This is a genomic window from Paenibacillus sp. JGP012, assembly GCF_014203995.1.
Lineage (GTDB): Bacteria > Bacillota > Bacilli > Paenibacillales > Paenibacillaceae > Paenibacillus > Paenibacillus silvae.
The window spans coordinates 1-23,401 of record NZ_JACHKG010000049.1 but is presented as its reverse complement, the minus strand read 5'-3'; the positions used below and the strand labels follow the sequence as shown (position 1 = coordinate 23,401).

At 46.5% G+C, this 23,401-nt stretch carries 24 protein-coding genes; 15 read left to right on the top strand and 9 right to left on the bottom strand.

The window, feature by feature from the left end; translation table 11 throughout:
• Positions 1 to 10: 10 nt before the first annotated feature.
• The 8 genes from remB to HNR77_RS28820 all read right to left on the bottom strand — a co-directional run bounded on the left by remB (position 11) and on the right by HNR77_RS28820 (position 9,025).
• Positions 11 to 259: an extracellular matrix regulator RemB gene (gene remB, locus HNR77_RS28855; RefSeq protein ID WP_090923610.1), complete on the bottom strand. Its 249-nt coding sequence runs from the start codon at positions 257 to 259 to the stop codon at positions 11 to 13.
• 13 nt (positions 260 to 272) lie between these two features.
• Entirely contained in the window at positions 273 to 1,385 is a 1,113-nt protein-coding gene (gene recF / locus HNR77_RS28850) for a DNA replication/repair protein RecF (RefSeq protein WP_184191375.1), read from the bottom strand.
• Positions 1,386 to 1,444: 59 nt separating this feature from the next.
• Positions 1,445 to 1,660, bottom strand: coding sequence for a S4 domain-containing protein YaaA (gene yaaA / locus HNR77_RS28845; protein WP_282446313.1), 216 nt, complete (start codon positions 1,658 to 1,660; stop codon positions 1,445 to 1,447).
• Positions 1,661 to 1,676: 16 nt separating this feature from the next.
• Complete coding sequence (gene dnaN, locus HNR77_RS28840; protein WP_111272517.1) at positions 1,677 to 2,819, bottom strand: DNA polymerase III subunit beta; 1,143 nt, start codon at positions 2,817 to 2,819, stop codon at positions 1,677 to 1,679.
• 232 nt (positions 2,820 to 3,051) lie between these two features.
• On the bottom strand, positions 3,052 to 4,398 hold the full coding sequence (gene dnaA / locus HNR77_RS28835) for a chromosomal replication initiator protein DnaA (RefSeq protein ID WP_111272516.1): 1,347 nt from the start codon (positions 4,396 to 4,398) through the stop codon (positions 3,052 to 3,054).
• A 726-nt stretch (positions 4,399 to 5,124) separates the two neighbouring features.
• Positions 5,125 to 6,672, bottom strand: coding sequence for a gluconokinase (gntK, locus tag HNR77_RS28830; protein WP_184191371.1), 1,548 nt, complete (start codon positions 6,670 to 6,672; stop codon positions 5,125 to 5,127).
• A gap of 87 nt (positions 6,673 to 6,759) precedes the next feature.
• Positions 6,760 to 8,121, bottom strand: coding sequence for a GntT/GntP/DsdX family permease (locus HNR77_RS28825; RefSeq protein WP_184191369.1), 1,362 nt, complete (start codon positions 8,119 to 8,121; stop codon positions 6,760 to 6,762).
• A 229-nt stretch (positions 8,122 to 8,350) separates the two neighbouring features.
• Positions 8,351 to 9,025: a GntR family transcriptional regulator gene (locus HNR77_RS28820; RefSeq protein ID WP_111269862.1), complete on the bottom strand. Its 675-nt coding sequence runs from the start codon at positions 9,023 to 9,025 to the stop codon at positions 8,351 to 8,353.
• A gap of 529 nt (positions 9,026 to 9,554) precedes the next feature.
• Between HNR77_RS28820 and rpmH the strand changes: the two genes are divergently transcribed.
• From rpmH to HNR77_RS28760, 12 genes are all read left to right on the top strand, one after another.
• The gene (gene rpmH, locus HNR77_RS28815; RefSeq protein ID WP_019914530.1) at positions 9,555 to 9,689 is read left to right on the top strand and encodes a 50S ribosomal protein L34; all 135 of its coding nucleotides are present in this window, start codon (positions 9,555 to 9,557) and stop codon (positions 9,687 to 9,689) included.
• A gap of 200 nt (positions 9,690 to 9,889) precedes the next feature.
• Positions 9,890 to 10,240 carry a ribonuclease P protein component gene (gene rnpA / locus HNR77_RS28810; RefSeq protein WP_184191367.1) on the top strand — a complete coding sequence of 117 codons (351 nt, stop codon included), beginning with the start codon at positions 9,890 to 9,892 and terminating at the stop codon, positions 10,238 to 10,240.
• Between the two features lie 74 nt (positions 10,241 to 10,314).
• Positions 10,315 to 11,193: a YidC/Oxa1 family membrane protein insertase gene (locus tag HNR77_RS28805; RefSeq protein ID WP_111269860.1), complete on the top strand. Its 879-nt coding sequence runs from the start codon at positions 10,315 to 10,317 to the stop codon at positions 11,191 to 11,193.
• Positions 11,190 to 11,894 (top strand): RNA-binding cell elongation regulator Jag/EloR, encoded by a 705-nt coding sequence (jag, locus tag HNR77_RS28800; protein WP_184191365.1) that lies wholly within the window; start codon positions 11,190 to 11,192, stop codon positions 11,892 to 11,894. The genes HNR77_RS28805 and jag overlap by 4 nt, the downstream gene beginning before the upstream one ends.
• Before the next feature lie 166 nt (positions 11,895 to 12,060).
• Entirely contained in the window at positions 12,061 to 13,437 is a 1,377-nt protein-coding gene (gene mnmE, locus HNR77_RS28795) for a tRNA uridine-5-carboxymethylaminomethyl(34) synthesis GTPase MnmE (RefSeq protein ID WP_184191363.1), read from the top strand.
• A 142-nt stretch (positions 13,438 to 13,579) separates the two neighbouring features.
• Positions 13,580 to 15,469, top strand: a complete 1,890-nt coding sequence (gene mnmG, locus HNR77_RS28790) for a tRNA uridine-5-carboxymethylaminomethyl(34) synthesis enzyme MnmG (RefSeq protein ID WP_111269857.1) — start codon at positions 13,580 to 13,582, stop codon at positions 15,467 to 15,469.
• On the top strand, positions 15,469 to 16,191 hold the full coding sequence (gene rsmG / locus HNR77_RS28785; protein ID WP_184191361.1) for a 16S rRNA (guanine(527)-N(7))-methyltransferase RsmG: 723 nt from the start codon (positions 15,469 to 15,471) through the stop codon (positions 16,189 to 16,191). The genes mnmG and rsmG overlap by 1 nt, the downstream gene beginning before the upstream one ends.
• A gap of 413 nt (positions 16,192 to 16,604) precedes the next feature.
• A complete protein-coding gene (gene noc / locus HNR77_RS28780; protein ID WP_111269855.1) occupies positions 16,605 to 17,423 on the top strand; it encodes a nucleoid occlusion protein in 819 nt (272 codons plus the stop codon).
• A gap of 189 nt (positions 17,424 to 17,612) precedes the next feature.
• Positions 17,613 to 18,374: a ParA family protein gene (locus HNR77_RS28775; protein WP_111269854.1), complete on the top strand. Its 762-nt coding sequence runs from the start codon at positions 17,613 to 17,615 to the stop codon at positions 18,372 to 18,374.
• Positions 18,367 to 19,215 carry a ParB/RepB/Spo0J family partition protein gene (locus HNR77_RS28770; RefSeq protein ID WP_145405191.1) on the top strand — a complete coding sequence of 283 codons (849 nt, stop codon included), beginning with the start codon at positions 18,367 to 18,369 and terminating at the stop codon, positions 19,213 to 19,215. Before HNR77_RS28775 ends, HNR77_RS28770 begins: the two co-directional genes overlap by 8 nt.
• A 137-nt stretch (positions 19,216 to 19,352) precedes the next feature.
• On the top strand, positions 19,353 to 20,507 hold the full coding sequence (locus HNR77_RS28765) for an aminotransferase class V-fold PLP-dependent enzyme (RefSeq protein WP_184191360.1): 1,155 nt from the start codon (positions 19,353 to 19,355) through the stop codon (positions 20,505 to 20,507).
• A gap of 143 nt (positions 20,508 to 20,650) precedes the next feature.
• Positions 20,651 to 21,151, top strand: a complete 501-nt coding sequence (locus tag HNR77_RS28760) for a DUF4446 family protein (protein WP_110896913.1) — start codon at positions 20,651 to 20,653, stop codon at positions 21,149 to 21,151.
• On the opposite strand, the gene yyaC is transcribed toward HNR77_RS28760, so the two are convergent.
• A complete protein-coding gene (gene yyaC / locus HNR77_RS28755) occupies positions 21,126 to 21,731 on the bottom strand; it encodes a spore protease YyaC (protein WP_184191358.1) in 606 nt (201 codons plus the stop codon). The genes HNR77_RS28760 and yyaC overlap by 26 nt on opposite strands.
• Positions 21,732 to 21,856: 125 nt before the next feature.
• Between yyaC and HNR77_RS28750 the strand changes: the two genes are divergently transcribed.
• Genes HNR77_RS28750 through HNR77_RS28740 form a run of 3 tightly spaced genes read left to right on the top strand, consistent with a single transcriptional unit; the run spans position 21,857 to position 23,276 of the window.
• Complete coding sequence (locus HNR77_RS28750) at positions 21,857 to 22,120, top strand: putative Se/S carrier protein (RefSeq protein ID WP_184191356.1); 264 nt, start codon at positions 21,857 to 21,859, stop codon at positions 22,118 to 22,120.
• 12 nt (positions 22,121 to 22,132) lie between these two features.
• Entirely contained in the window at positions 22,133 to 23,077 is a 945-nt protein-coding gene (locus HNR77_RS28745; protein ID WP_184191354.1) for a mechanosensitive ion channel family protein, read from the top strand.
• Positions 23,067 to 23,276 carry a DUF951 domain-containing protein gene (locus HNR77_RS28740; RefSeq protein ID WP_111269848.1) on the top strand — a complete coding sequence of 70 codons (210 nt, stop codon included), beginning with the start codon at positions 23,067 to 23,069 and terminating at the stop codon, positions 23,274 to 23,276. Before HNR77_RS28745 ends, HNR77_RS28740 begins: the two co-directional genes overlap by 11 nt.
• Positions 23,277 to 23,401: the final 125 nt, after the last annotated feature.

The following is a 23,401-nucleotide window of genomic DNA, read 5'->3' as shown; positions in this document are numbered from 1 at the left end:
TGCAATAACACTAGAGATCAGGAAAATGGTGAGCACGCTTCTTGAGCGTAGCGGAGGAAATCGGTGAATAATACACGATATTTTTCGTCACAACAATGGACTTTGCTTCCTCTTCGCCGATATGCTCAACGGTTTTTTCCTGTTCGGCATGTGTAACGTACTGCTTCGATATTTTTGAAGATTTTTCGATGGATATATCAAAAATAGCAACCAGTTCGGAAGAACGGATGATTTTTTCTCCGCCCAGATGAATGTACATAAGCCCTCACTCCTTAGCGTTCCACCTGTCCGGCATGAACGTGATAAATACTGGCATCTTTAAGCTTGTCAACGTTCAGGCTCTCAATTCCCGTAGCGGTAATAAAGGTCTGTACCTTGCTTTGGAATGTTTCGATCAGTTGGGTTTGGCGAAAAGGATCGAGTTCGGATAACACATCATCCAGCAGAAGCACCGGATATTCTCCGATCTCTTCATGAATCAGTTCAATTTCCGCAAGCTTAAGAGACAACGCTGTAGTGCGCTGCTGCCCTTGTGAGCCATACGTTTGTACTTCCCGTTCGTTAATGAAAAAGGACAGGTCATCCCGATGCGGCCCACTTAGCGTTGTGCCTCGGCGAATCTCCTGCTCTTTCATTTGTGATAATTTTATCATAAATTGATCCATTAAGACAGCTTCATCTTCCTCAGCCGCTTCGCTGAAGGAGGGAAGGTAGGCCAGGCGCAGGACTTCACCGCCTCCGGTGATGCCCTGATGTATCGTTTCAGCCCACTTTTGCAGTTTCTTTATGAATTGTTTCCTTTTTTTGACGATTTTAACACCATGCTCTGCCAGCTGCTCGTTCCAGATCTCCAGCATCATCTGGGCGGATGCTCCTTGGCCCCACAGCTGCTTGAGCAGATTATTCCGCTGCACCAGCACCTTTTGATACTGCTGCAGGTGGTATAGATACCCTGGAGCCACTTGCCCGATCTCCATGTCAAGGAACCGGCGGCGTACCCCCGGTGTGCCCTTGACGATCTCCAGATCCTCGGGAGCAAACATCACCACATTAAGTGTCCCGACAAAATCGCTTAATTTTCGCTGCTCCAGCCCGTTGATTTTCGCTTTTTTGCCTTGCTGCGATAAGGAAAGCTCCAGTTTGACTGCTCCGTATTTTTTGTCGACCTCAGCTGTAAGTCGTGACCGGTCCTCGCCAAATCGAATCAGTTCCTTATCCCGGGAGGTACGATGGCTCTTGGTGAGTGCAAGCACAAAAATAGCCTCGGCCAGATTGGTTTTGCCTTGAGCATTTTGTCCAATCAACAGGTTGACGGGACCAAATGAATCCAGCTTCAGATGTTCATAATTGCGGAATTGCTGCAACTCTATGCTGTTCACAAACACGCGGTAACCTCCCTTTTTTCCCGTCCGTCAGGAGGCAGCCGGATTGCACCCTGGTTCTTCTATTCGGCAACCACTTCAAATGTGCCTTCTCCGTCCACCTCTACGATATCCCCAGGGTATAACTTCCGTCCACGACGTTCCTCAGGCTCTTTATTCACACGTACAAGCCCTTCCTGCAGTATCGCTTTGGCCATGCCTCCAGTGGGGATGCAATCTGCCAGTTTTAGAAATTGGTCAAGCTTGATGTATTCCGTACGGATGGATACTTGTTTCATCATGATCTTCCTTTCGTTAATTGGTCGTCCGGTAAGGCAGGATGACGTACAGGCTGTGACTGTCGTCCAGCGGTTTAAGGATGATCGGGCTCATGACACCGGTGAAGGCAATCATCAGCTGCTCACTTTCCACAACTTTCAGCACATCAAGCATATATTTGGAGTTAAACGAGATTTTGAGCGGATCACCCGTAAATTCAGCAGGCTCAATCTCTTCTCTTACTTTACCAAGCTCAGAGGAGCTGGAGGATATTTCAATCGTGCCGGAGTCCATCGTCTGCATGCGAACAATGTTTGTTTTTTCCTCACGCGACAGCAAATAAGCCCGGTCAATCGATTCACTTAATTTTTTTGTATCCAAAACAAGTTCTGTTTTGTAGGACGTTGGAATAATTCTAGAAGTATCCGGATATGTTCCGTCCAAAATGCGGGAATAGAACAATACGCGGTCAATTTTGAACAATACCTGATTGTCTGCAACAACGATATCCACAAGTGTGTTTTGATCTGGCACAATTTTGCTCAACTCGTTCAGCGTTTTACCCGAGATTACCACATTGTTGAAACGGATGCCCTCTGCATTATCCAGCATTGCCGAGCGTGTAGCAAGACGGTGACGGTCCGTTGCCACAAATTTCAACTCGTTATCTGCCAGACTCCACAGTACACCTGTCAGAATCGGTGTCGTTTCATGGGTAGAAATAGAGAATACCGTCTGCTTGATCATATTTTTCAGCAGATCGCCAGGAATGGATACCGTTTGATTCTCTTCAATGCTTGGCAGCACCGGGAACTCCTCCGGGTCCAGACCAACGAGCTGAATCTCGGTAGCGCCTGCGGAGATAAAGGTGTTGAAATTTTCTTTGACCTCCATATGAACTTCCTGCGAAGGCAGCTTTTTGATGATCTCTACGAAAAACTTGGCTGGTAGCACAACGCTTCCTGGCTGCTCCACCTGAACCACACTTTTGTCTCCCTCTTCAAGCGGGATAAAGGACTGAATGGATATATCCGTGTCACTTGCTGTCAACGTCACACCTTGGTGATTCACGTCGAATTTGATACCGCTCAGAATGGGGATCGTCGTACGACTGGAGATCGCTTTGGATACTTGCTGAATGGACTCGTTAAGATAGCTTTTCATTATGCTGATTTTCATGATTTCACTCCTAGCGGATTTTTTAGGTTGAGCCTGTTCTGGTTTGGTATTGAAAAGGTGTTTATCGATAGGCCGAAGGCCGTTCTTTGCGACGGCTTTTTGGAGAAGATATCTTTAGTTCTTTATAGTAATAATAGTAATAGGGGCACTGAATATGTGGATAAGTAGGGTTAAACCCATAAAATTAAGCCTATCCACATGTGTACACGTTGTGCATAGGCTTGGGACTTGTTCAGGTTGGATTCTTAATTTTTTCGGTTAAGTTGTTGATAACTTTATAGAGATCCTGATCGTTCTTGATCGCTTGAGAGATCTTTTCATGGGCGTGAATGACGGTGGTATGATCTCGTCCTCCGAAAGCTTCCCCGATTTTGGGCAGAGAAAAGTCAGTTAGTTCTCGAGAGAGATACATAGCAATCTGTCTCGGGAAAGCAACAGCTTTTGTTCGTTTCCGTGCTTTGAAGTCTTCAAGCTTGAGGCTGTAATACTCGCCGACCTTTTGTTGGATGTCTTGAATTGTGATCATTTTGGGACGGCTGGAAGGAATGATGTCCTTCAAGGCTTCAGCGGCCAGATGGGAACTTACGTCTTGATTGGTCAGTGAAGAGTATGCAACAACACGAATGAGCGCCCCTTCAAGCTCTCGAATGTTCGTATCGATCTGGTTCGCGATATACATCATCGCTTCATTCGGAATATCAAGATTCTCCGCACGCGCCTTTTTACGCAAAATGGCAATCCGCGTCTCCAGGTCCGGAGGCTGAATATCCGTAATCAAACCCCACTCAAACCGGGAGCGCAGCCGCTCCTCCAGGGTTGGAATTTCCTTCGGTGGTCTGTCGCTGGAGATGATGATCTGCTTCCGTTCCTCATGCAGCGCATTAAACGTATGGAAAAATTCCTCTTGAGTTGATTCTTTTCCGGCCAGGAACTGAATATCATCAATAAGCAGAATATCTACGCTCCGGTATTTGTTGCGGAAGCTTTCCCCGCGATTGTCCCGGATCGAATTAATGAATTCGTTCGTAAATTTCTCAGATGACAAATAAACCACCTTGCTGCTCGGATCATGCTCCAAAATATAATGTCCTATTGCGTGCATCAAGTGGGTCTTGCCAAGTCCAACTCCTCCATATAGGAAAAGAGGATTGTACGCTTTGGCGGGCGCTTCAGCGACCGCCAGCGATGCGGCATGGGCAAAACGGTTGCCCGGCCCGATGACAAAGGTATCGAACGTATATTTTGGATTCAGCATGCTGAGCACCGCTTCTTCCTGAACGACCGTTGGCGTAGGCGCAGGCAGCTGAGGGTCTGGCTCTACAGGTTTGTTCTCTTCGATGACAAATTTCACATCGACCTGTTTGCCAAGCAGCTCATAGACCGTCGAACCGACCAGTTTGGTATAACGGCTCTCCAGCCATTCGACGGCAAACGTGGTTGGGGCGGAGATAACGATCGTCTGATCATTCAGCTTGGTTGCTTTCGTTGCTTTGAACCAGGTGTCGAAGCTGGGTTTGCTGAGTTTGTTTTGTATAATTGATAAAATTTGCTGCCATAAATCAGAAGTATGGCTGTCCACAGACTGTCACTCCTTTTACATGTTCCAAGTGTGGCTTAAGCCATGATGCAGTGTCGAAATACGAGATATATTGCCGGAATTTATCCCCAAACCCCCGCAGGTCAAAAACAAAAAAAGAATGAACAACGGAAAATTGTTCACAACTTTATCCACAGGCTGTTGATAATATTATAGGTCAGATCACATATTCACATCCAAAAGTAATACAATCATAGCAAAAGAAGCCCCGCATTTCAACGTATGGCGAGATTTTATCCACAAATTCAATAACTTGTGTATAATTTTTAGTCACAACACAATATATTGTTTATAAATTGTTTAAGTTTCGACAGAATGACCCAATAGGACAAATTATTTTATACACAGGATATCCGTCGAAAGATGCGGGTTTGTGTGCAAAAGTGATCCGGGGATGTGAATAACCTCGTTGTGGATAAATTGAAGACTGCGATGAACTGGGCAGATGTAAAATGATCCAATGCATGGGATGTGTCTTTCACACTCATGAGGTGACTACGAGTAAAAGAATGGTGATTTTCATGGTTGTTTTTGTTCAAATAGCATCTATATTGATTGGTCGAGGATCGGGTAAAGAGGACGTATTTTGAAAAAAGAGGTAGGCGGGCCTGCTGCCGGACACAGGTATCTGCATTAGAGTGAGGTAGGGAAATGATCAAAAAGAGGAAGGCCCTGCAGCCGATTTTGGGCTGCGGGGCCTTCCTCTTTTTACATATGAGGCATAGACATTTTGCGTTGGAAAGCTGCGATATCTGTATATTCCTCTTCCAGCTTGCGTGAAATACGAATATAGATCGGCAGCAGCTCCCGATAGATGGAAGCATGCTCTTTGATCGGTGTGTGCCGGTGAGTTGTACCAACCATAGAGGAGACGGCATGCAGAGACTTGATTCGCCCTGTAGCATAAAGGCCGAGCACAACAGCGCCGAGACAGGAGCTTTCGAAGCTCTCGGGTACAACGACCTCTTGATTAAAGATGTCGGACATCATCTGCCGCCATAGTGGAGAGCGTGCGAACCCACCGGTAGCCTGTATCGAGGTTGGCTGTCCAATCTGCTCCTCCATTGCCAGCAGAACGGTATAGAGATTGAAAATTACGCCTTCAAGCACAGCACGAATCATATGCTGCTTCTGATGGTGAAGTGTCAGCCCAAAGAACGAGCCGCGGGCATCCGGGTTCCAGAGCGGGGCTCGTTCGCCCGAAAGGTACGGATGAAACAGCAGTCCTTCAGAGCCTGGCGCGACACGCTCCGCAATTTTGGTCAGAACGTCATAGGAATCTATGCCAAGACGCTTGGCCGTCTCCACTTCGGATGCAGCGAACTCATCCCGTACCCAGCGGAACAGCATGCCACCGTTATTCACAGGTCCGCCTACAACCCACATATTTTCGGTCAGGGCGTAACAGAAGGTCCGGCCTTTCGGATCGGTTACAGGGCGATCAACGACGGTGCGAATCGCTCCGCTGGTGCCAATGGTGGCAGCGACAACACCTGGTTCAATCGCGTTGACACCAAGGTTGGACAATACCCCGTCACTTGCGCCGATGACAAAGGGCGTAGAGGGGGAGAGGGACATTTTTTCAGCCGATTCGGGATGGATTCCCTCTATTGTATAGGTGGTTGGTACAAGCTTTGACAGATGATTGGCTGTAATGCCTGCAAGATCAAGAGCTTCCTTGTCCCAGTCCAGCTGCTCCAGGTTAAGCAGCCCGGTGCAGGAGGCAATGGAATGATCGACAACATATTGCCCGAACAGGCGGAAGAACAAATACTCTTTAATCGAAATAAATTTTGCCGTGCGCTGGAACAATTCAGGTTCATCATGGCGCAGCCACATCAATTTGGTCAGGGGTGACATCGGATGAATGGGTGTGCCTGTACGCAGATAGATCTGATGGCCAACGCCATTCTCCTGAAGCTTGGTCGCCCAGGCTGCGCTGCGGTTATCTGCCCAGGTGATGCAGCGTGTCAGCGGCTGATGCTGCTGATCCATGGCAATGACGCTGTGCATGGCCGAGCTGCAGGATACGAAGAGAACCTGATCAGCCGAAATCTGGCTCTCGCTCATCACGCCGCGTACCGAGCGAATAGCTGCCTGCACGATCTCTTCGGGGTCCTGTTCTGCTACATCCGGTGCAGGGGTGTAGAGCGGATATTCCTGAGTGGAGGTCGTGATCACCTCGCCTTGCTCTGTGAATAACACGGATTTGGTACTGGTAGTGCCGATATCCATTCCAATCATATAGTTGGTCATAGAGAGATCCCTCTTTCTTTAAAGAACTGAGAACCCATTGTTGAAGACAGGACTGCAGTTAAACAGATTTACACGTATATTTTAATTTTACACCACAGTGCTCAGCAGCAAAATAAAGAGCAGTCCAACAACGGAAAGTAGTGTTTCCATAACGGTCCACGTTTTGAGTGTTTGAGCAACGCTCATATTAAAGAATTCCTTAATCATCCAGAAGCCTGCATCGTTGACATGGGACAGGACGAGAGAGCCTGCGCCCGTAGCAAGCACAACCAGCTCAATATTAGCTCCAGGTGTCAGCGCAAGCACGGGGGCTACAATACCTGCCGCTGTAGTCATGGCTACCGTAGCTGAACCGGTTGCAACGCGAATGAGGGCAGCAACAAGCCAGGCGAACAGAATGACATTGATATTGGCATGTGTGGCGAATTCGGCAATGGCATTGCCCACGCCGCTATTAATCAGCACCTGCTTGAATGCGCCGCCGCCGCCGATGATGAGAATAATCGTTGCAGTGGGTGCCAGGCATTCGCTGGTGAAACGGGATAGTTCATGTTTGCTGAATCCGCGCGCAAAGCCGAGTGAAAAGAGGGCAAAGACAACAGCGATCAGCAGGGCAATAATTTCATTACCAATAAATTCACTGAAAACGGTAAAGCCGCTTGTTGCTTCAGGATCAACGATATTTGCGATAGAGCCGATGAGCATGAGAATGACCGGAAGCAAAATAGTAAACAGGGTAATGCCAAATCCGGGCAGATTGCTGTTCTTCTTGGCTGAGAACTGCTCAGCGAGCTCTGCTGGCGGTTCGGTATGAATTCTTTTGCCGATAAATTTACCGAATACAGGTCCAGCAATAATCGCTGTAGGAATACCGACCAGCAGGGAGTAGAGAATCGTTTTCCCCAGATCAGCGTTATAGGCTTCGATTGCAATCATAGGGGCCGGATGCGGCGGAACAAGCCCGTGTACAGTTGAGAGACCAGCCAGAATAGGAATTCCGATCTGAAGCAGGGACATGTTCGTTTTGCGGGCCACGGTGAAAATGATCGGAATCATGAGAATGACGCCCACTTCAAAGAAAACGGGAATACCTACAATAAAACCAACAATCATCATGGCCCAATGCACTCGTTTCACACCGAAACGGTCCACCAGGGTCGTAGCAATCTGCTCGGCTCCGCCGGATTCGGCCATCATCTTGCCGAGCATGGTGCCAAGTCCAATAACGATGGCAATTGTGCCTAATGTACCGCCAAGACCTCCTGTAATGGAGGATATAACATCGGCTGGTTTCATTCCCGTTAATAAACCAAGCATCAATGCAGATAATAGAAGGGTAATAAACGGGTTCCATTTATATTTGGAGATCAACAGGATCAGGAAGATGATGGCAATCAACGTCCAGACCAGCAGTGTCGCATTATGGGATAGTCCGAAAATAGTGCTCATGATGAGATTACTCCTTTGTCTGAGTTATAAACAAACGCTTACAAATCGTCGTAACGACACATAACAGCTGTCTGCTTGCAGCAGTACGATTAAAAATCATGCAGAGATTATCATGCCCTAAAAAGTAAAAAAATCGAATTTTGTATACTTGTCGACAAGTTGCTTGCAATCATTCACAGCGGATTGATTGCGAGTTCTCCTTATCAAAGCTGCTGGCTGAGAAGCTCCATTAAAATTCAAAGCTTTCGTGCAACGTTTGACCCGAGTCTTTGAAATATGTGCGAACCCCGGCCTGGATCAGAAGTTTGTCGCCCGATTCCAGCGCTGCTGCAAGTGATCGATGCTTCTCGACTACAGCGCTTACTTTGCCCTCGCCTTGAGCAAATACCCGGCGTGTTGTCAGCAGCATGACCGTCATCACGACATATCTGATGCTCTTCCACAAATGCGAAATGCGGGTATGCCCAGCCGCTTCAATAATGGTCTCATGAAACGTAAGATCCTGATAGGCAAATTCGACAGCATCATGGTGTTTGCCGGCAAGCTGCATTTTGTCGATGATGTTGCGCAGCTTCGTGATTAATGATGGGGGTACATCGGCAGCCAGTCTCTGCTGCACAAAGCTTTCAATGAGAAAGCGAACATCGTACAGCTCCTCGACATCCTTCATATTCAAGCCCAGGATCACAACACCCATCCGTTCAAGGCGAATCAGACCTTCATTAGACAACGTTCTCAGCGCTTCGCGAACAGGCGACCGGCTGCTGTCGAAATCAGCAGCAATTCGATTTTCCGACAAAATTTCTCCAGGCCGAAGGGTTCCGCTAATAATTCTCAGCCTTAATTCGCATGCTATGGCCTCACCGCGGGATGCTCCTTGAAGCCAGGAAGATGGAAACTGCATATGGCTAACGCTCCTAAAATTAAGTAATCCGTACAGTTACTTATCATAACATACGGTGAGGCCGCCGCTGAAGAAAGCAATAAGTATACTTGTATACAAGATGTTTTTTTATCCTACACCTTTCTTGAAAACTTGTAAACCTCACATTTAAAGCGGATACAATCCGAAACCAATTTAGAAAATTTGAACTAAATATTCTTTATCCACATGTGAATAACTTTAAACAGCGGGAAAAATAATGAGTGATTTGCGAGAGGTGTGGATAACCTGAAAGGGGTTTAACACGACGGTTTTCAGTTCTTGTTGGGGATAACTTTTGGCCTTGGTTTAGTCCAATGGATAGTTGGCAGAAGGGTTGGCTGGAAGAACACGAATCTCAAATGCTGGAAAGCGTATGAAAAAGAGGAAGCAAGGCAGTGCATTTCAGTTGACTTTTCCAATTGAACGTGGTTAAATATATAAAGGTGTTTTCTGTGAAGATGAAAATGATTCATCACATAAGTATTTCCTTGTAAGGAGGTGCAATACATTGAGACCTACATTCAAACCGAACGTTAGCAAACGTAAAAAAGTTCATGGTTTCCGGAAAAGAATGAGCACGAAAAACGGCCGTAAAGTTTTGGCTGCACGTCGCCTGAAAGGCCGTAAAGTCCTGAGTGCTTAATGCATGTGAAGACCACCGAGGTGGTCTTTTTTTTCTTAAATGAGAGTTTTACACCTGGATTTTGTTTCCCTTTGGTTGGAAACTTACCTTAATATATATTTGTCGCCTGGGCGGTTTACCGTCGTTCAAGAAAGCCTATACTAAATCAGTAATGAGGCCTCCGTCAATAACGTGGATGGGGGACAGCAAGGAGAAGCGCCGTGTATAAAAGATTGCGTCTGCGAAACCGGGCGGACTTTAGCCGCGTATATCGCTATGGAAAATCGTTTGCCAATCATCAGTTTGTGGTGTATGGGTGCCGCCGTAAAGATACGGAGCAATTCCGGGTGGGCGTATCATGCAGCAAAAAAATCGGAAACGCTGTCGTGCGAAACCGTATGCGGCGCATGATCAAGGAAATTGTACGTCATCATGAGCAGGAGATTGTTACGCAGATGGACCTGATTTTCATCGTCCGCAAAGGTGCAGTAGATATGCCTTACAAGGAGATGGAAAAAAGTCTGCTCCATGTGCTGCGTAAAGCCTCTCTGCTGAAGTCGTGCAAGCGGTAAGCTTCGGTTTATTTGTCCTCCTAATTATGGTATGATTTACGGTGGAATGGAATGGTTAAGAGAGGGGTTATGAAGTGTCGCGATTGAAGACATCTAAGGGGAAGTGGATTCTCCTCATTGCAGTCATTGCAATGGTCACTGTACTCGCCGGTTGTACTCCGCAAGGTGCAGGGGTTACAACGGAAGATTTGAAGAATAGTGATTCATTCTGGCAAGCCAATGTAGTGTACTGGTTCTCACTGGCGCTGGATACATTCGCCAACTGGTTTAACGGTGAATATGGATTTGCCGTACTTGTGATGGTGCTAATTGTAAGAACATTGATACTGCCATTAACGTTGAAGCAGGTTCGCAGCTCCAAAGCGATGCAGGCGATTCAGCCGCAGCTGAAGGAGATTCAAGCCAAGTATAAAGATACACCTGAGAAAGTTCAGCAAGAAACGATGAAATTGTTTCAGGAGAACAAAGTCAATCCGATGGCGGGTTGTTTGCCACTTCTGATTCAGATGCCGATTTACATCGCACTTTATAACTCCATTTACGGAAACTCCAGTCTGAGAACCCACGACTTCCTGTGGCTTCAGCTTGGAGCACCGGATCACCTGTTTATTTTGCCAGTGCTGGCTGCCATCACAACATTCATCCAAACGTGGATGATGATGCGCATGAATCCTACACAGCAAATTGGACCGATGCAGTTCATGCTGTGGGTGTATCCGATCCTGATTTTCGTGATGTCGTATCAGTTCCCGTCAGCGTTGCCGCTTTACTGGTTCTACAGTAATATCTACACCATCGTGCAAAACTATTTCCTTTACCGGAATAATGATAAAGTTGTGGCCGAGGTCAACGTGAAGCAGAACAGCTCTTCCAAAAGCGGAGCTAAACGCAAAAACGGCGGCAGAGCCACTGTCTCTGGGAAAGGGTCGAAAGGGGCCAAAAAATCGAAATGACCACAGTCATTACGTCAGGAAAAACCGTTGAAGATGCTGTAAACCAAGGATTGGCTGAGCTTGGCGTAAGCCGGGACAAGGTCGAGATACAAGTGTTAGAGCAGCCGTCAAAAGGATTCCTGGGTTTGTTCGGGGTAAAGGCTGCCAAGGTTGAAATCAAACTGCTGCCTGTACCCGAAGCTGTGTCCGAGCAGCCGATCAAACCAGCCACACCTGAACCCGAGATCGATGCATTACTTGAGGGTGTAGCAGTCCATGATCCCTATGAAGAAGCGGCTGCATTTTTGAAAGAGGTTGCGGCAGGTATGGGGCTGGATGTGGAAGTGCATATCAAAAAACAGCGTGATGGTCATATCTTTAATATATCCGGGGAAGACCTGGGCATGATTATCGGTAGACGCGGACAGACGCTGGATGCTCTTCAATATCTGACCAATATCGTAGCCAACCGTTACTCGGAAAGCTTCGTGCGCATCGTGCTCGATGCGGAAAACTTCCGCCAGCGCCGGCGCAAAACGCTTGAGGATCTTGCTGAGCGATTAGCTGGACAAGCCATTCGTACAGGCAAGGAAGTTGTGCTTGAGCCGATGCCTCCGCTCGAACGGAAAGTGATTCATGCCAAACTGCAAAATCACCCGCAGATTAAGACATTAAGTAAGGGCGAGGAGCCTAATCGGCGTGTGGTTATTACGTTGAAATAACACGCAATTGAAGACGCAATGGCTTCCTGCCCGGTGCAGAAGCCATTGCTTTTTTCGTACCGAAGTATATGAGACAGGTAGTGTACCAATAGAGTTGAATATATGTTGGCATTCTCCGGAATGGGCTGGATGACAACTTCAATATAGAGAGTAGGGAGAGATCACAATGATTAGCGATACGATTACTGCCATATCTACAGCGGTCGGTGAAGCAGGTATTGCTGTTATTCGCGTCAGCGGTCCAGATGCGGTGGCAGAGACGGAAAAGATTTTTCGCAGTAAAATTCCTTTGACCCAAGCAGAAAGTCATACGGTTCATTACGGACATATTATAGAACCTGCGAGCGGGGAGAAGATCGAAGAGGTGCTGGTAACCGTGATGCGTGCGCCTCGTTCATTTACAACAGAGGATGTTGTCGAGATTAGTGCGCATGGTGGAGTCGTATCGGTTAAACGCGTGATGGACCTCCTCCTGCAGCTTAATATCCGACTCGCTGAACCAGGTGAATTCACGAAACGTGCATTCCTTAATGGACGGATCGACTTGTCTCAGGCAGAAGGGGTTATGGACCTTATTCGCTCGAAATCGGACCGAGCCTTCTCGGTAGCATTGAAGCAGGTTGAAGGCAAGCTGTCTTCCAAGCTGCGCGATCTGAGACATACATTGGTTGAGACGCTTGCCCATATCGAAGTAAATATTGATTATCCTGAGCATGATGTGGAGTCATTAACGTCCGAATTTATTAAAGAAAAATCCAGCCAGGTTATGGGTGAGATTGATAAATTGCTTACCACGGCTGAGCAGGGCAAAATATTGCGTGAAGGCATTACTACAGCGATCGTTGGACGTCCTAACGTGGGTAAATCTTCATTAATGAATACACTGGCACAGGATAATCGGGCAATCGTTACGGATATTCCAGGCACGACACGCGATGTCATTGAAGAGTTCATTACGATCAACAATATCCCGTTAAAGCTCCTTGATACAGCTGGTATTCGGGAGACGATGGACGTTGTTGAGAAGATTGGGGTGGAGCGTTCCCGTTCCGCTGTTAATGATGCAGATTTGATTTTGATGGTTGTTAATGCGGCAGAGCCCCTTCATCAGGATGAGATTGAACTGCTGGAACAAATCCGCGGTAGACAATCAATTATCATTATGAATAAAATGGACTTAACGCCACAGATTGACCGTGACGTGCTGCTCCGTTATATTCCTGAGGAGCGGCTTGTTCCGATGTCGGTGAAGGATGATCTGGGTGTCGATCGATTGGAGGATGCCATCTCCACGTTGTTCTTCAGTGGCAAGCTGGAATCTGCAGATTTGACCTATGTCAGCAATGTTCGTCACATTGCGCTGCTCAAAAAGGCAAAGCAATCGCTGGTGGATGCTTATGAGGCTGCAGATCAGTTTGTTCCTATTGATATGATCCAGATTGATGTTCGTCTGGCGTGGGAGCAGCTTGGAGAGATCGTGGGAGATACGGCACATGATGCCTTAATTGATCAGATTTTCTCCCAGTTCTGTCTAGGAAAGTAAATCATTATACCACCTATTCATTGAAAGGGTCGTGTATGATGGGAAGGTACAATCTCTGCCCGTTGTCAAAGGATGGAATGATGTTGTTGCCAGGAAGTGTTGGTTTCATATAGATAGCAGTGAAATAAGGAGGTAATTACACATGGCTTTTGATGGCGGCAGTTATGATGTCATTGTTGTTGGAGCAGGGCATGCCGGGGTAGAATCAGCTCTTGCAGCAGCCCGCATGGGTTCCAAAACGCTGATGATTACGATCAACCTCGACATGGTGGCCTTCATGCCTTGTAACCCATCCATTGGGGGACCGGCTAAAGGACACGTAGTACGTGAGATTGATGCACTTGGTGGAGAAATGGGACGGAATATCGACAAAACCTTCATTCAGATGCGGATGCTGAATACGGGGAAAGGTCCTGCTGTTCATGCGCTGCGTGCACAGGCTGATAAATTCTCTTACCAGCATACGATGAAGGAAACGATGGAGAAGGAACCTAATCTGACGATGCGTCAGGGGATGGTGGACCGTCTGATCGTGGAAGATGGTCAGTGTGTCGGAGTGGTTACTCAAACAGGTACAGAATATCGTGCCAAAGCGGTAGTGCTGACTACAGGCACATACCTGCGCGGTAAAGTGATTATGGGAGAACTGATGTATGAGAGCGGACCAAACAATCAGCAGCCCTCCCTTAAATTGTCGGAGCATCTGCGTGAGCTGGGCTTCGAGCTTGTCCGTTTCAAAACAGGTACACCGCCTCGTGTGCATAAGGATACAATTGATTTTAGCAAAACCGAAATCCAGCCGGGTGATGATGAGCCGAAGTTCTTTTCCTATGAGACAAAATCTTCGGACAACGAGCAGCTGCCTTGCTGGCTGACGTATACATCTGTAGAGACACATCAGATTATTAATGATAATCTGCATCGTGCTCCGATGTTCTCTGGTGTAATTGAAGGAACAGGGCCGCGTTACTGCCCATCCATTGAGGATAAAATCGTACGTTTCAGTGATAAGCCTAAGCATCAGATTTTCCTTGAGCCAGAGGGTAAAAATACGTCCGAGTATTACGTTCAGGGCTTGTCTACAAGTCTGCCAGAGGATGTACAGCTCGCCGTTCTTCGTTCCATACCTGGTATGGAAAAAGTAGAAATGATGCGTAACGGTTACGCGATTGAATATGATGCGATGGTGCCAACCCAATTGTGGCCATCACTAGAAACGAAACGCCTTCCAGGTCTGTTCACTGCGGGTCAGATTAATGGTACATCCGGTTATGAAGAAGCAGCGGGACAAGGGATTATGGCAGGTATTAATGCGGCACGGAAAGTGCAGGGCAAAGAAGCGATTGTGCTTGACCGCTCTCAAGGTTACATTGGTGTTCTCATTGATGATCTCGTTACCAAAGGAACAAATGAGCCGTACCGCTTGTTGACCTCTCGTGCCGAGTATCGTTTGCTGCTCCGTCATGACAATGCGGATATGCGTCTCACAGAAATCGGTCATGATATTGGCTTGATTACGGAGGAGCGTTATGCAGCTTTCCTGGACAAAAAAGCGAAAGTGGAGCAGGAGATTAATCGTTTGAAAGAGGCCAAGGTCCGTCCTGTTGACGTCAATGCGAAGCTGGAAGAGATCGGTTCAACACCGATTCAGGATGGCAGCACGCTGCTGAATCTGATGCGTCGTCCAGAGATTGGTTATGACTGGATTGAGCAAATTTCCCCTTCCGAGGTGGAACTGACGGCTGACATGAAGGAACAGGTTGAGATTCAAATTAAATATGCCGGTTATATTGAGAAGCAATTGATCCACGTGGAACGTTTGCTGAAAATGGAGAAAAAGAAAATTCCGGACACGATCGTATATGATGAGATTCATGGTCTTGCGATGGAAGCCAAGCAGAAGCTTGCGAAGATTCGTCCAATCTCCATTGGTCAGGCATCTCGTATTGCGGGTGTTACGCCTGCGGACATCTCTATCCTGCTTGTATATCTGGAGCATTATAACCGCGTTACCGCAGCAAGGGGACAATAATGGACGATATTCAACAGCAGCTGCAGCGGCGCTTGAAAAAGCATGGATTGGAAATCGGAGAACTCCAGTTGGAACAGTTCGAATTATATTATAGAGAGCTTGTTTCCTGGAACGAAAAAATGAACCTGACTGGTATCACCGATCGTGAGCAGGTATACACAAAACATTTCTATGATTCAGTATCGCTGGCATTTTATACGGACATGACGAAGGTAAACAAGTTGGCTGATATTGGTTCGGGAGCAGGTTTCCCCGGACTGCCGCTGAAAATTTGTTTTCCTCATCTCCAGCTTACGATCATTGATTCATTAAATAAACGTATCGGCTTCTTGCAGCATGTGGTTGATACACTTGGTCTTGAAAAAGTTGAGTTAATTCATGGCCGAGCCGAAGAGTTGGGCCGCAAGGAAGGGTACCGGGACAGCTATGATCTGGTTACGGCACGCGCCGTAGCCAAGCTGGCAGTACTAAATGAATTTTGTCTTCCTTTTGTGCGTAAGAGCGGTATATTTGCTGCGATGAAGGGTGGAGACCCTCGCGATGAAATGAAGGAAGCAGAGTTCAGCTTTAATCAGCTGAAAGGCCGGGTAAAGGCTGTGCATCCATTTCAGTTGCCTGTAGAGGAATCGGAGCGTCATATCATTTTGATTCAGAAATTTGATAAGACGCCGCATAAGTATCCTCGTAAACCAGGGACACCACTTAAAACGCCGCTGGTGTAAGCAAGTTTGAACAAAATGGATTTAACCAGATTACGTTAAAAATAGAAGATGGTAAAGCAGGGAGGATGTTTCACGTGAAACATCCTCTTTTGTTTTATTTTTATCATAAAAGTAAGTATCAATTTTACCATAATGATCAAAGTAAAGCAGGAAAATTTGCTGGCTTTAAAGAATAGGTAAACATAGGATTATGGAGAAAAAGATGATAGAATAGAAGTATCCGATCCTGCCTAATCAGTGATCATAGAGTAGTTCATATAGATATAATTGATAAGCAATTCATATTAGTAAGAGTACAGGATAATAACGGCATAACTTATTTCAGGAAGTTGAATGTGAATTCTCGCTTATGGAATAAGAAGCACCTGCTGTGCATGCGGGAGCTATTACGAAACTAGGTGGTAATCTACGGAATGAAAGAACAATTCTCGAAGTTGTTTGGTTTGGCGGATCGCAATAACGGAGATGAAGTTAAACAGGTCCCTGTTAATGAAATTGTGAGCAGTCCATATCAACCCCGTACTATTTTTGATGATGATAAAATTGATGAGCTGTTGCAAACGATCAAAACTCATGGCGTCATTCAACCGATTGTTGTGCGTGTTCGAAATGGCTCCTATGAGATCATCGCCGGGGAACGGCGCTGGCGTGCTGTTCGTAAGCTGGGCTTAGAGCATATCCCGGCTATTGTGCGTGAGTTTAATGATTCTCAGGCCGCATCCATTGCTTTGATCGAGAACTTGCAGCGTGAAGGTCTGACCTCCATTGAGGAAGCGGTTGCCTATCAAAAATTGATTGATCTGCATCATCTGACACAGGAGAGTCTGGCGCAGCGTCTGGGTAAAAGCCAGTCTACGATCGCCAACAAAATTCGATTGCTGCAGCTTCCAGAAGGTGTAAAAACAGCCTTGATGGAGCGCAAAATTTCGGAACGACATGCTAGGGCGCTATTGTCCCTTGATACCGAAGAACTGCAGCTGAAATTGCTTGGCGAGATTATCGACAAGGAATTGAATGTGAAGCAGACGGAGGCACGAGTTGCTTTTTACAAGGAAGCTTCCAAGATCAAAAAGTCCAAACGCATATCATTCACCAAGGATGTAAGGCTGGCGCTCAATACGATTCGTCAATCAATTGATATGGTGACTGGTTCAGGTATGGATATTAAAACTAAAGAAGCTGATCATGAGGATCATTACGAGATCGTTATTCATATTCCAAAACGCAAATAATTGAAGCTTCTAAGGCGGCAATGGGCCGCTTTTTCTGTCTAAACAGTCAGATGGTGTATAACGTGAAGATGAACGATCGTTTTGCTAAAACGGTAGTTGTTATTCGTGCGCACGATGGCCACCTGCTTATTGTTAACTGTAACTCACAACCTACTAGAAAAGACTCCTATTTTATTTGAGGTGAAGGTATTGTCTAAGATTATGGCCGTAGCAAATCAAAAGGGCGGTGTGGGGAAAACAACGACATCGGTTAACTTGGGTGCAGGACTTGCTTCACTAGGGAAGAAGGTACTGCTTGTGGACATAGACCCCCAAGGGAATACAACGAGCGGAGTCGGAATTAATAAAGCAGACGTGGCGAATTGTATATATGACGTTCTTATTAATGATGTGCCTACTCAGGAAGCGATCGCGGAGACACAAATTGATGGACTTCATATCATACCTGCAACGATCCAACTTGCCGGAGCCGAGATCGAACTGGTATCCACCATATCGCGAGAAGTTCGTTTGAAAAAGGCGCTTGCACAAGTGAAAAGCAATTATGATTATATTTTGATTGATTGTCCGCCGTCGCTCGGTATGCTGACAATTAACTCCTTAACCGCCTCTGATTCGGTGATTATTCCTATTCAGTGTGAATACTATGCGTTGGAAGGACTGAGCCAGCTGCTTAACACGGTTCGCCTGGTGCAGAAACATCTGAATACTTCCCTTCAGATTGAGGGTGTGTTGTTGACGATGTTTGATGCTCGAACGAATCTCGGTATTCAGGTTATAGAAGAAGTGAAGAAGTATTTTCAGCAAAAAGTGTATCAGACGATTATTCCACGTAATGTACGGCTTAGTGAAGCACCGTCACACGGGCAGTCTATTATTACGTATGATCCCCGATCCCGGGGAGCAGAAGTGTATTTAGAGCTCGCAAAGGAAGTGATTTCTTATGAGTAAGCGGCTTGGAAAAGGACTGGATGCCCTCATTCCTTCGCTTTCAATTAACGACGACGATAAAGTCGTAGAAATCCCGATTAGCCAACTGCGGGCTAACCCTTATCAGCCGCGTAAAGCATTTGATGAGGAAGCCATTCATGAACTGGCCGAATCCATTCGGCAGCATGGTGTGATTCAACCGATCATCGTTCGACCTGTACTTCGAGGATATGAGATTATAGCAGGCGAGCGCAGGTTCAGAGCATCACAGTATTGTGGCAATGCAACTGTTCCGGCTGTTGTTCGTACTTTTAATGATCAGCAGGTTATGGAGATTGCCCTGATTGAGAACCTGCAGCGAGAAAATCTGAATGCAATGGAAGTAGCAGTAGCCTATCAAGGGCTGATGGATCAATTCTCGTTAACTCAAGAAGAGCTTTCTGTGAAGGTAGGCAAATCACGTTCTCATATTGCTAACTTTTTGCGTTTGCTTTCTTTACCGGAGGAAGTTAAGGAGCATGTTTCACGTGGAACATTATCGATGGGCCATGCACGTGCCATTGTAGGTGTAAAGGATGAAAGCCTGGTTAAGCAACTGGCGAAACAGTCGATTGACCAGCAGTGGAGTGTGCGTGAGCTTGAAGAGGCTGTACAGCAGCTGGATCGTTCTAAAACAGGTGAAGCAAAGACCAAGAACAAATTAAAAAAGAAAGATCCCTTTATTGATACCTTGGAAGAATCACTGCGTGAACGATTTAAAACGACGGTGAAAATAAAACATGGTCAAAAAGATAAAGGTAAAATAGAGCTCAACTACTACAGCAAGCAGGATCTCGAGCGGTTATTGGAATTGTTGCAATAATAGCTCGGGTGGTTCGTTACAACATGCAGAGCTACTCATGTCATGACATATCGACTCTGTGTTCTGGAGAAGCGATATGTCATTCTTTGTTTGCGTGACTTCAGCATGGCACCCTTATGAGCAGAGGTGGTTAGAAAATGGAGAAGATGATATATCTCGATCATGCAGCAACTTCGTGGCCCAAGCCACCTGCTGTGGGTGAGGCGATGATGCACGCGCTGGAGTTTGCCGGGGCGAACCCGGGAAGAGGGAGCCATCGCATGGCTGTGCAGGCCAGCAGAGTATTGTTTGAAACAAGGAAAGAAATCGCGAGACTGTTTGCTGTCAACAATCCGAATGATATTGCATTTGGCTCAAATACAACGGAGGCGCTTAATCTTGCGATTCAAGGTTCTCTTCGACAAGGTGATCATGTGATTGCCACTATGGCAGAACATAATTCGGTTAGACGACCGTTGGAGTTTTTGCGCATGCAAGGTAAAATAGAGGTTGATTATGTACCTGTGGATGCGTCAGGTGTAATGGATCTGAAAAAGATGGAACGTATGTTTCGGAAAAACACCCGTCTGGTCGTTTGTACACATAGCTCCAATCTTCTAGGCAGTATTTTGCCTGTTGGCGAGATTGCAGAGCTATGTCATAAGCATCGGGCAATATTTCTTGTTGATGCTGCTCAAAGTGCTGGAATACTTCCTATAGATGTGGGGCGGCTTGGCATTGATATGCTCGCTTTTCCCGGACATAAGGGACTGCTGGGACCGCAGGGGACAGGTGGTTTATACATTTCTCCTGAGCTGGATATACAGCCTTTGCTGCATGGGGGAACAGGTAGTCAGTCTGAAGCGCTGGAGCAGCCTAAAGTGCGTCCTGATCGATATGAGGCAGGTACTCCGAATACAGTAGGCGTTGCTGGATTAGGAGCAGGAGTGAGGCATGTACTCGCTATGACACCTGCACTGATTTATCAGCATGAATGGGAGTTGACACAGTATATTTTGGAAGGACTTGCTTCTATTAAAGGTATTCGGATGTTAGGCCCTGATATTGGACAACCGCGAACAGGATTAGTATCCTTTATAGTGGAAGGATATGATGCTGCTCAGCTGGCATTCCGGCTGGATCGGAACTATGGTATTGCAGTACGTTCAGGCTTTCATTGTACACCCCTGGCACATGAGTCTGCGGGTACAACGGGAACCGGAGCTGTTCGAGCCAGTGTGGGATACAATTCGACTCAGGACGAGGCGGACCAGCTGGTTCGGGCGGTAATAGAGTTGACCAAGGGGAACTAAAAGACAAAAATTATGAATGTTGATGCATTTTATTTGGAAAAATATGATTAATTCCTTGTATATCAGGTTGATCTATAATAAAAGCGAAGGCAAGCGGACAGACGTGAATCTGATCAAAAACATAGAGGGGTAGTTGCACTTACATGGCTGAATTAAATGAGCTGATTCTGGAACAGCTGTTATGGATTATTGGCGGATTGGCATTACTTACGTTGATTCTATTAATTGTAAGTATTGCTCAAGGAGCAAGGTTACGGAAATTCAAACGTAAATATGAAGCCATGATGGCTGGCAGTGGTGTGGAGGACCTGGAGTCCCTGCTGATTAATCTGAAAATCCAGATGGACAGCATCGAGGATGAACACAAGCTGCAGACGAATCAGCTGCAAGCAGCATTGCAGAAGCTGGCTCGCATACAGGGCAAGGTCGGCGTGAAAAGGTATAACGCGTACGGAGAGCGTGGCAGCGACCTGAGCTTCTCTATAGCCATGATTAATGACAGTCAGGATGGTATGATTCTTACAGGATTATTCAATCGTGACGGTTCATATGTATATGCAAAACCTCTAAAAGGGGGAGAGTCATCGTATACACTTTCCCCAGAGGAGAAGGAAGCAATTATTCTGGCACAGCAAGCAGAGTAGACCGGGTATGCCATTCCCGAATGGCTGAATAGAGACTGCTGGATATAATTTCAGACATGCGCATAACGAGACTAAGCCGTGTATTCTGAAGCACAAAGTATTCCATAAAACCGCCGACGTTAACGATACCTGTCAGATGGATATCGCCGACCGGCGGTAATTCTTTATTTACTCCTGCACCAGGCTTGAGAGGACCATTTACGACTTGGATACAGCCTACACTGGAGGATTGACCCAGACAAGCATCAATGCCGATCACATATGGATTGTGATGGGTTTGATAAATCTTGTGCAGTGTATCCTGTAAATTAACCGCATGTACGGGTTCATCAAGTGTGCCATACAGATGAAACAGAGGGCTGTCCCATTTGGCGAGTGACGTTCCCACCAAGGGGCCAAGACAGTCGCCGGTAGAGCGGTCTGTGCCGATACAGACGATGACTACATTTTGCAGGGAATGGGCCTTGTAGAGATGAAACATCAAACGATGTACAATAGCAGAATGCACGCCTGGATCGGTGTGAGGTATTTTCAAACTGGTCATATCTTGTGACGAAAAGGAACGAGAAGCAGGGTTCATAGGATCTATCCTTTCCCTTGGAATAGTAGTAACAGTATATGGAAAGGTAGAGTGTTTTATACTTCGCAAGGACAGGCTTTTTGCTTTTGGGCCGAGAACCGCCCGCAGTGTGAAAGGAGCAGAACATGGACGAATGGATCGATGATTGGATGCTGATTGCTTTTGACTCGACACAGCAGGCGCTGCGTGCAGAGATGCTGCTGGAGTTTGCCGAGATCGAGATTGACTTGTTTCCGACCCCTAAAGAGATTACCGCAGGCTGTGCTCTGTGTATTCAATTTCCCAAAGAGGACCTGTCACGGGTACAGAAGATTATTCGGGACGAGTTTGTGGAGATCCGCGGTCTCTATTTCAAAACGGAAGACAGCTATGATAACATACCGATGTAGAGGAGGGATCAGATGAGGTTACCTATTTACTTAGCTGCGGGCACTGATGAGAACCCTGCTAATCAAGTTGTAAATAACGCCATCCGCTGGACGGATAAAGTGTGGGACAAAATTTCCGATGCCGATATGTGGCTTAACATCATGTTCAGCTCGATCCGTATCCTGATTATTTTTATTATTACGCGTATCGTGATTAAAGTGGTGTACCGGATTATTGATCGTTCCATGGCTCGTAAACAGGAAGGCAAAATTCGTGTGAATCCCCGCAGATTCGTAACCATTGGGGAGCTATTAAAAAATGCGACCTCGATAACATGTAATTTCATTATGATTCTGCTACTGTTATCGGAGATTGATGTTCAGGTTGGCCCGCTGCTGGCCAGTGCAGGTGTACTTGGGCTTGCCATCGGTTTTGGCGCTCAGGGTCTGGTGAAGGACGTTATCACCGGATTTTTCATTATATTAGAGGATCAATTTGCTGTAGGAGACGTTATTCAGACGGGTTCTTATAAGGGTACGGTTGAGGTTATTGGACTAAGAACAACCAAACTTGTAAGCTGGCAGGGGGAAGTTCACATTATTCCGAACGGTACGATTGCGAGTGTGACCAATTATTCCATGTCCAACTCTTTGGCGGTGGTGGATATCCCGATGAAGGCTGATCTGACGCTGGATGAGTCTGTACACCTGGTGAAGCAGTCGCTGGCTGGCATCGAGGAGCGTAATCTGAATATCGTGAAGGTTCCTGATGTGCTAGGTATACAGTCCATGTCAACGTCGGAATATGTTATCCGCATTGTATCTGAATGCATGCCCAATTCGAGAGCTTCGGTGGAACGTCAGATTCAGGGTGATGTGAAGAAAATTTTGGAGTATCATGAAAGAAGCAAGCAGGCAGCATTGGAGCAGGCTGCAGCGCTCGATAATGATGAGGGAGATGGTGCAGGTGGAGCGTAAAAGTTTTCAGCTTGGAGATATTGTACAGATGAAAAAGCAGCACCCCTGCGGCAGCAATGAGATGGAGATCATTCGCATGGGCATGGATATACGGATCAAATGTGTGGGCTGCAAACACAGTGTGCTGATCCCCAGAGCCAAGTTCGAGAAAAATATGAAAAAGGTGCTGCGTGCCGCAGAAGAAAACGCGGAATCCTGAGGTCTGGTACGCAAGCGAATTTTCTTTCTAACTGTACTTGCCAAAAACTGCTTCCAATTTATTTACAGTAGAATAACAAAGTTTAGGCTAATCGTAGTTGCTGCTGGACCCATTCAAAAGAAGCT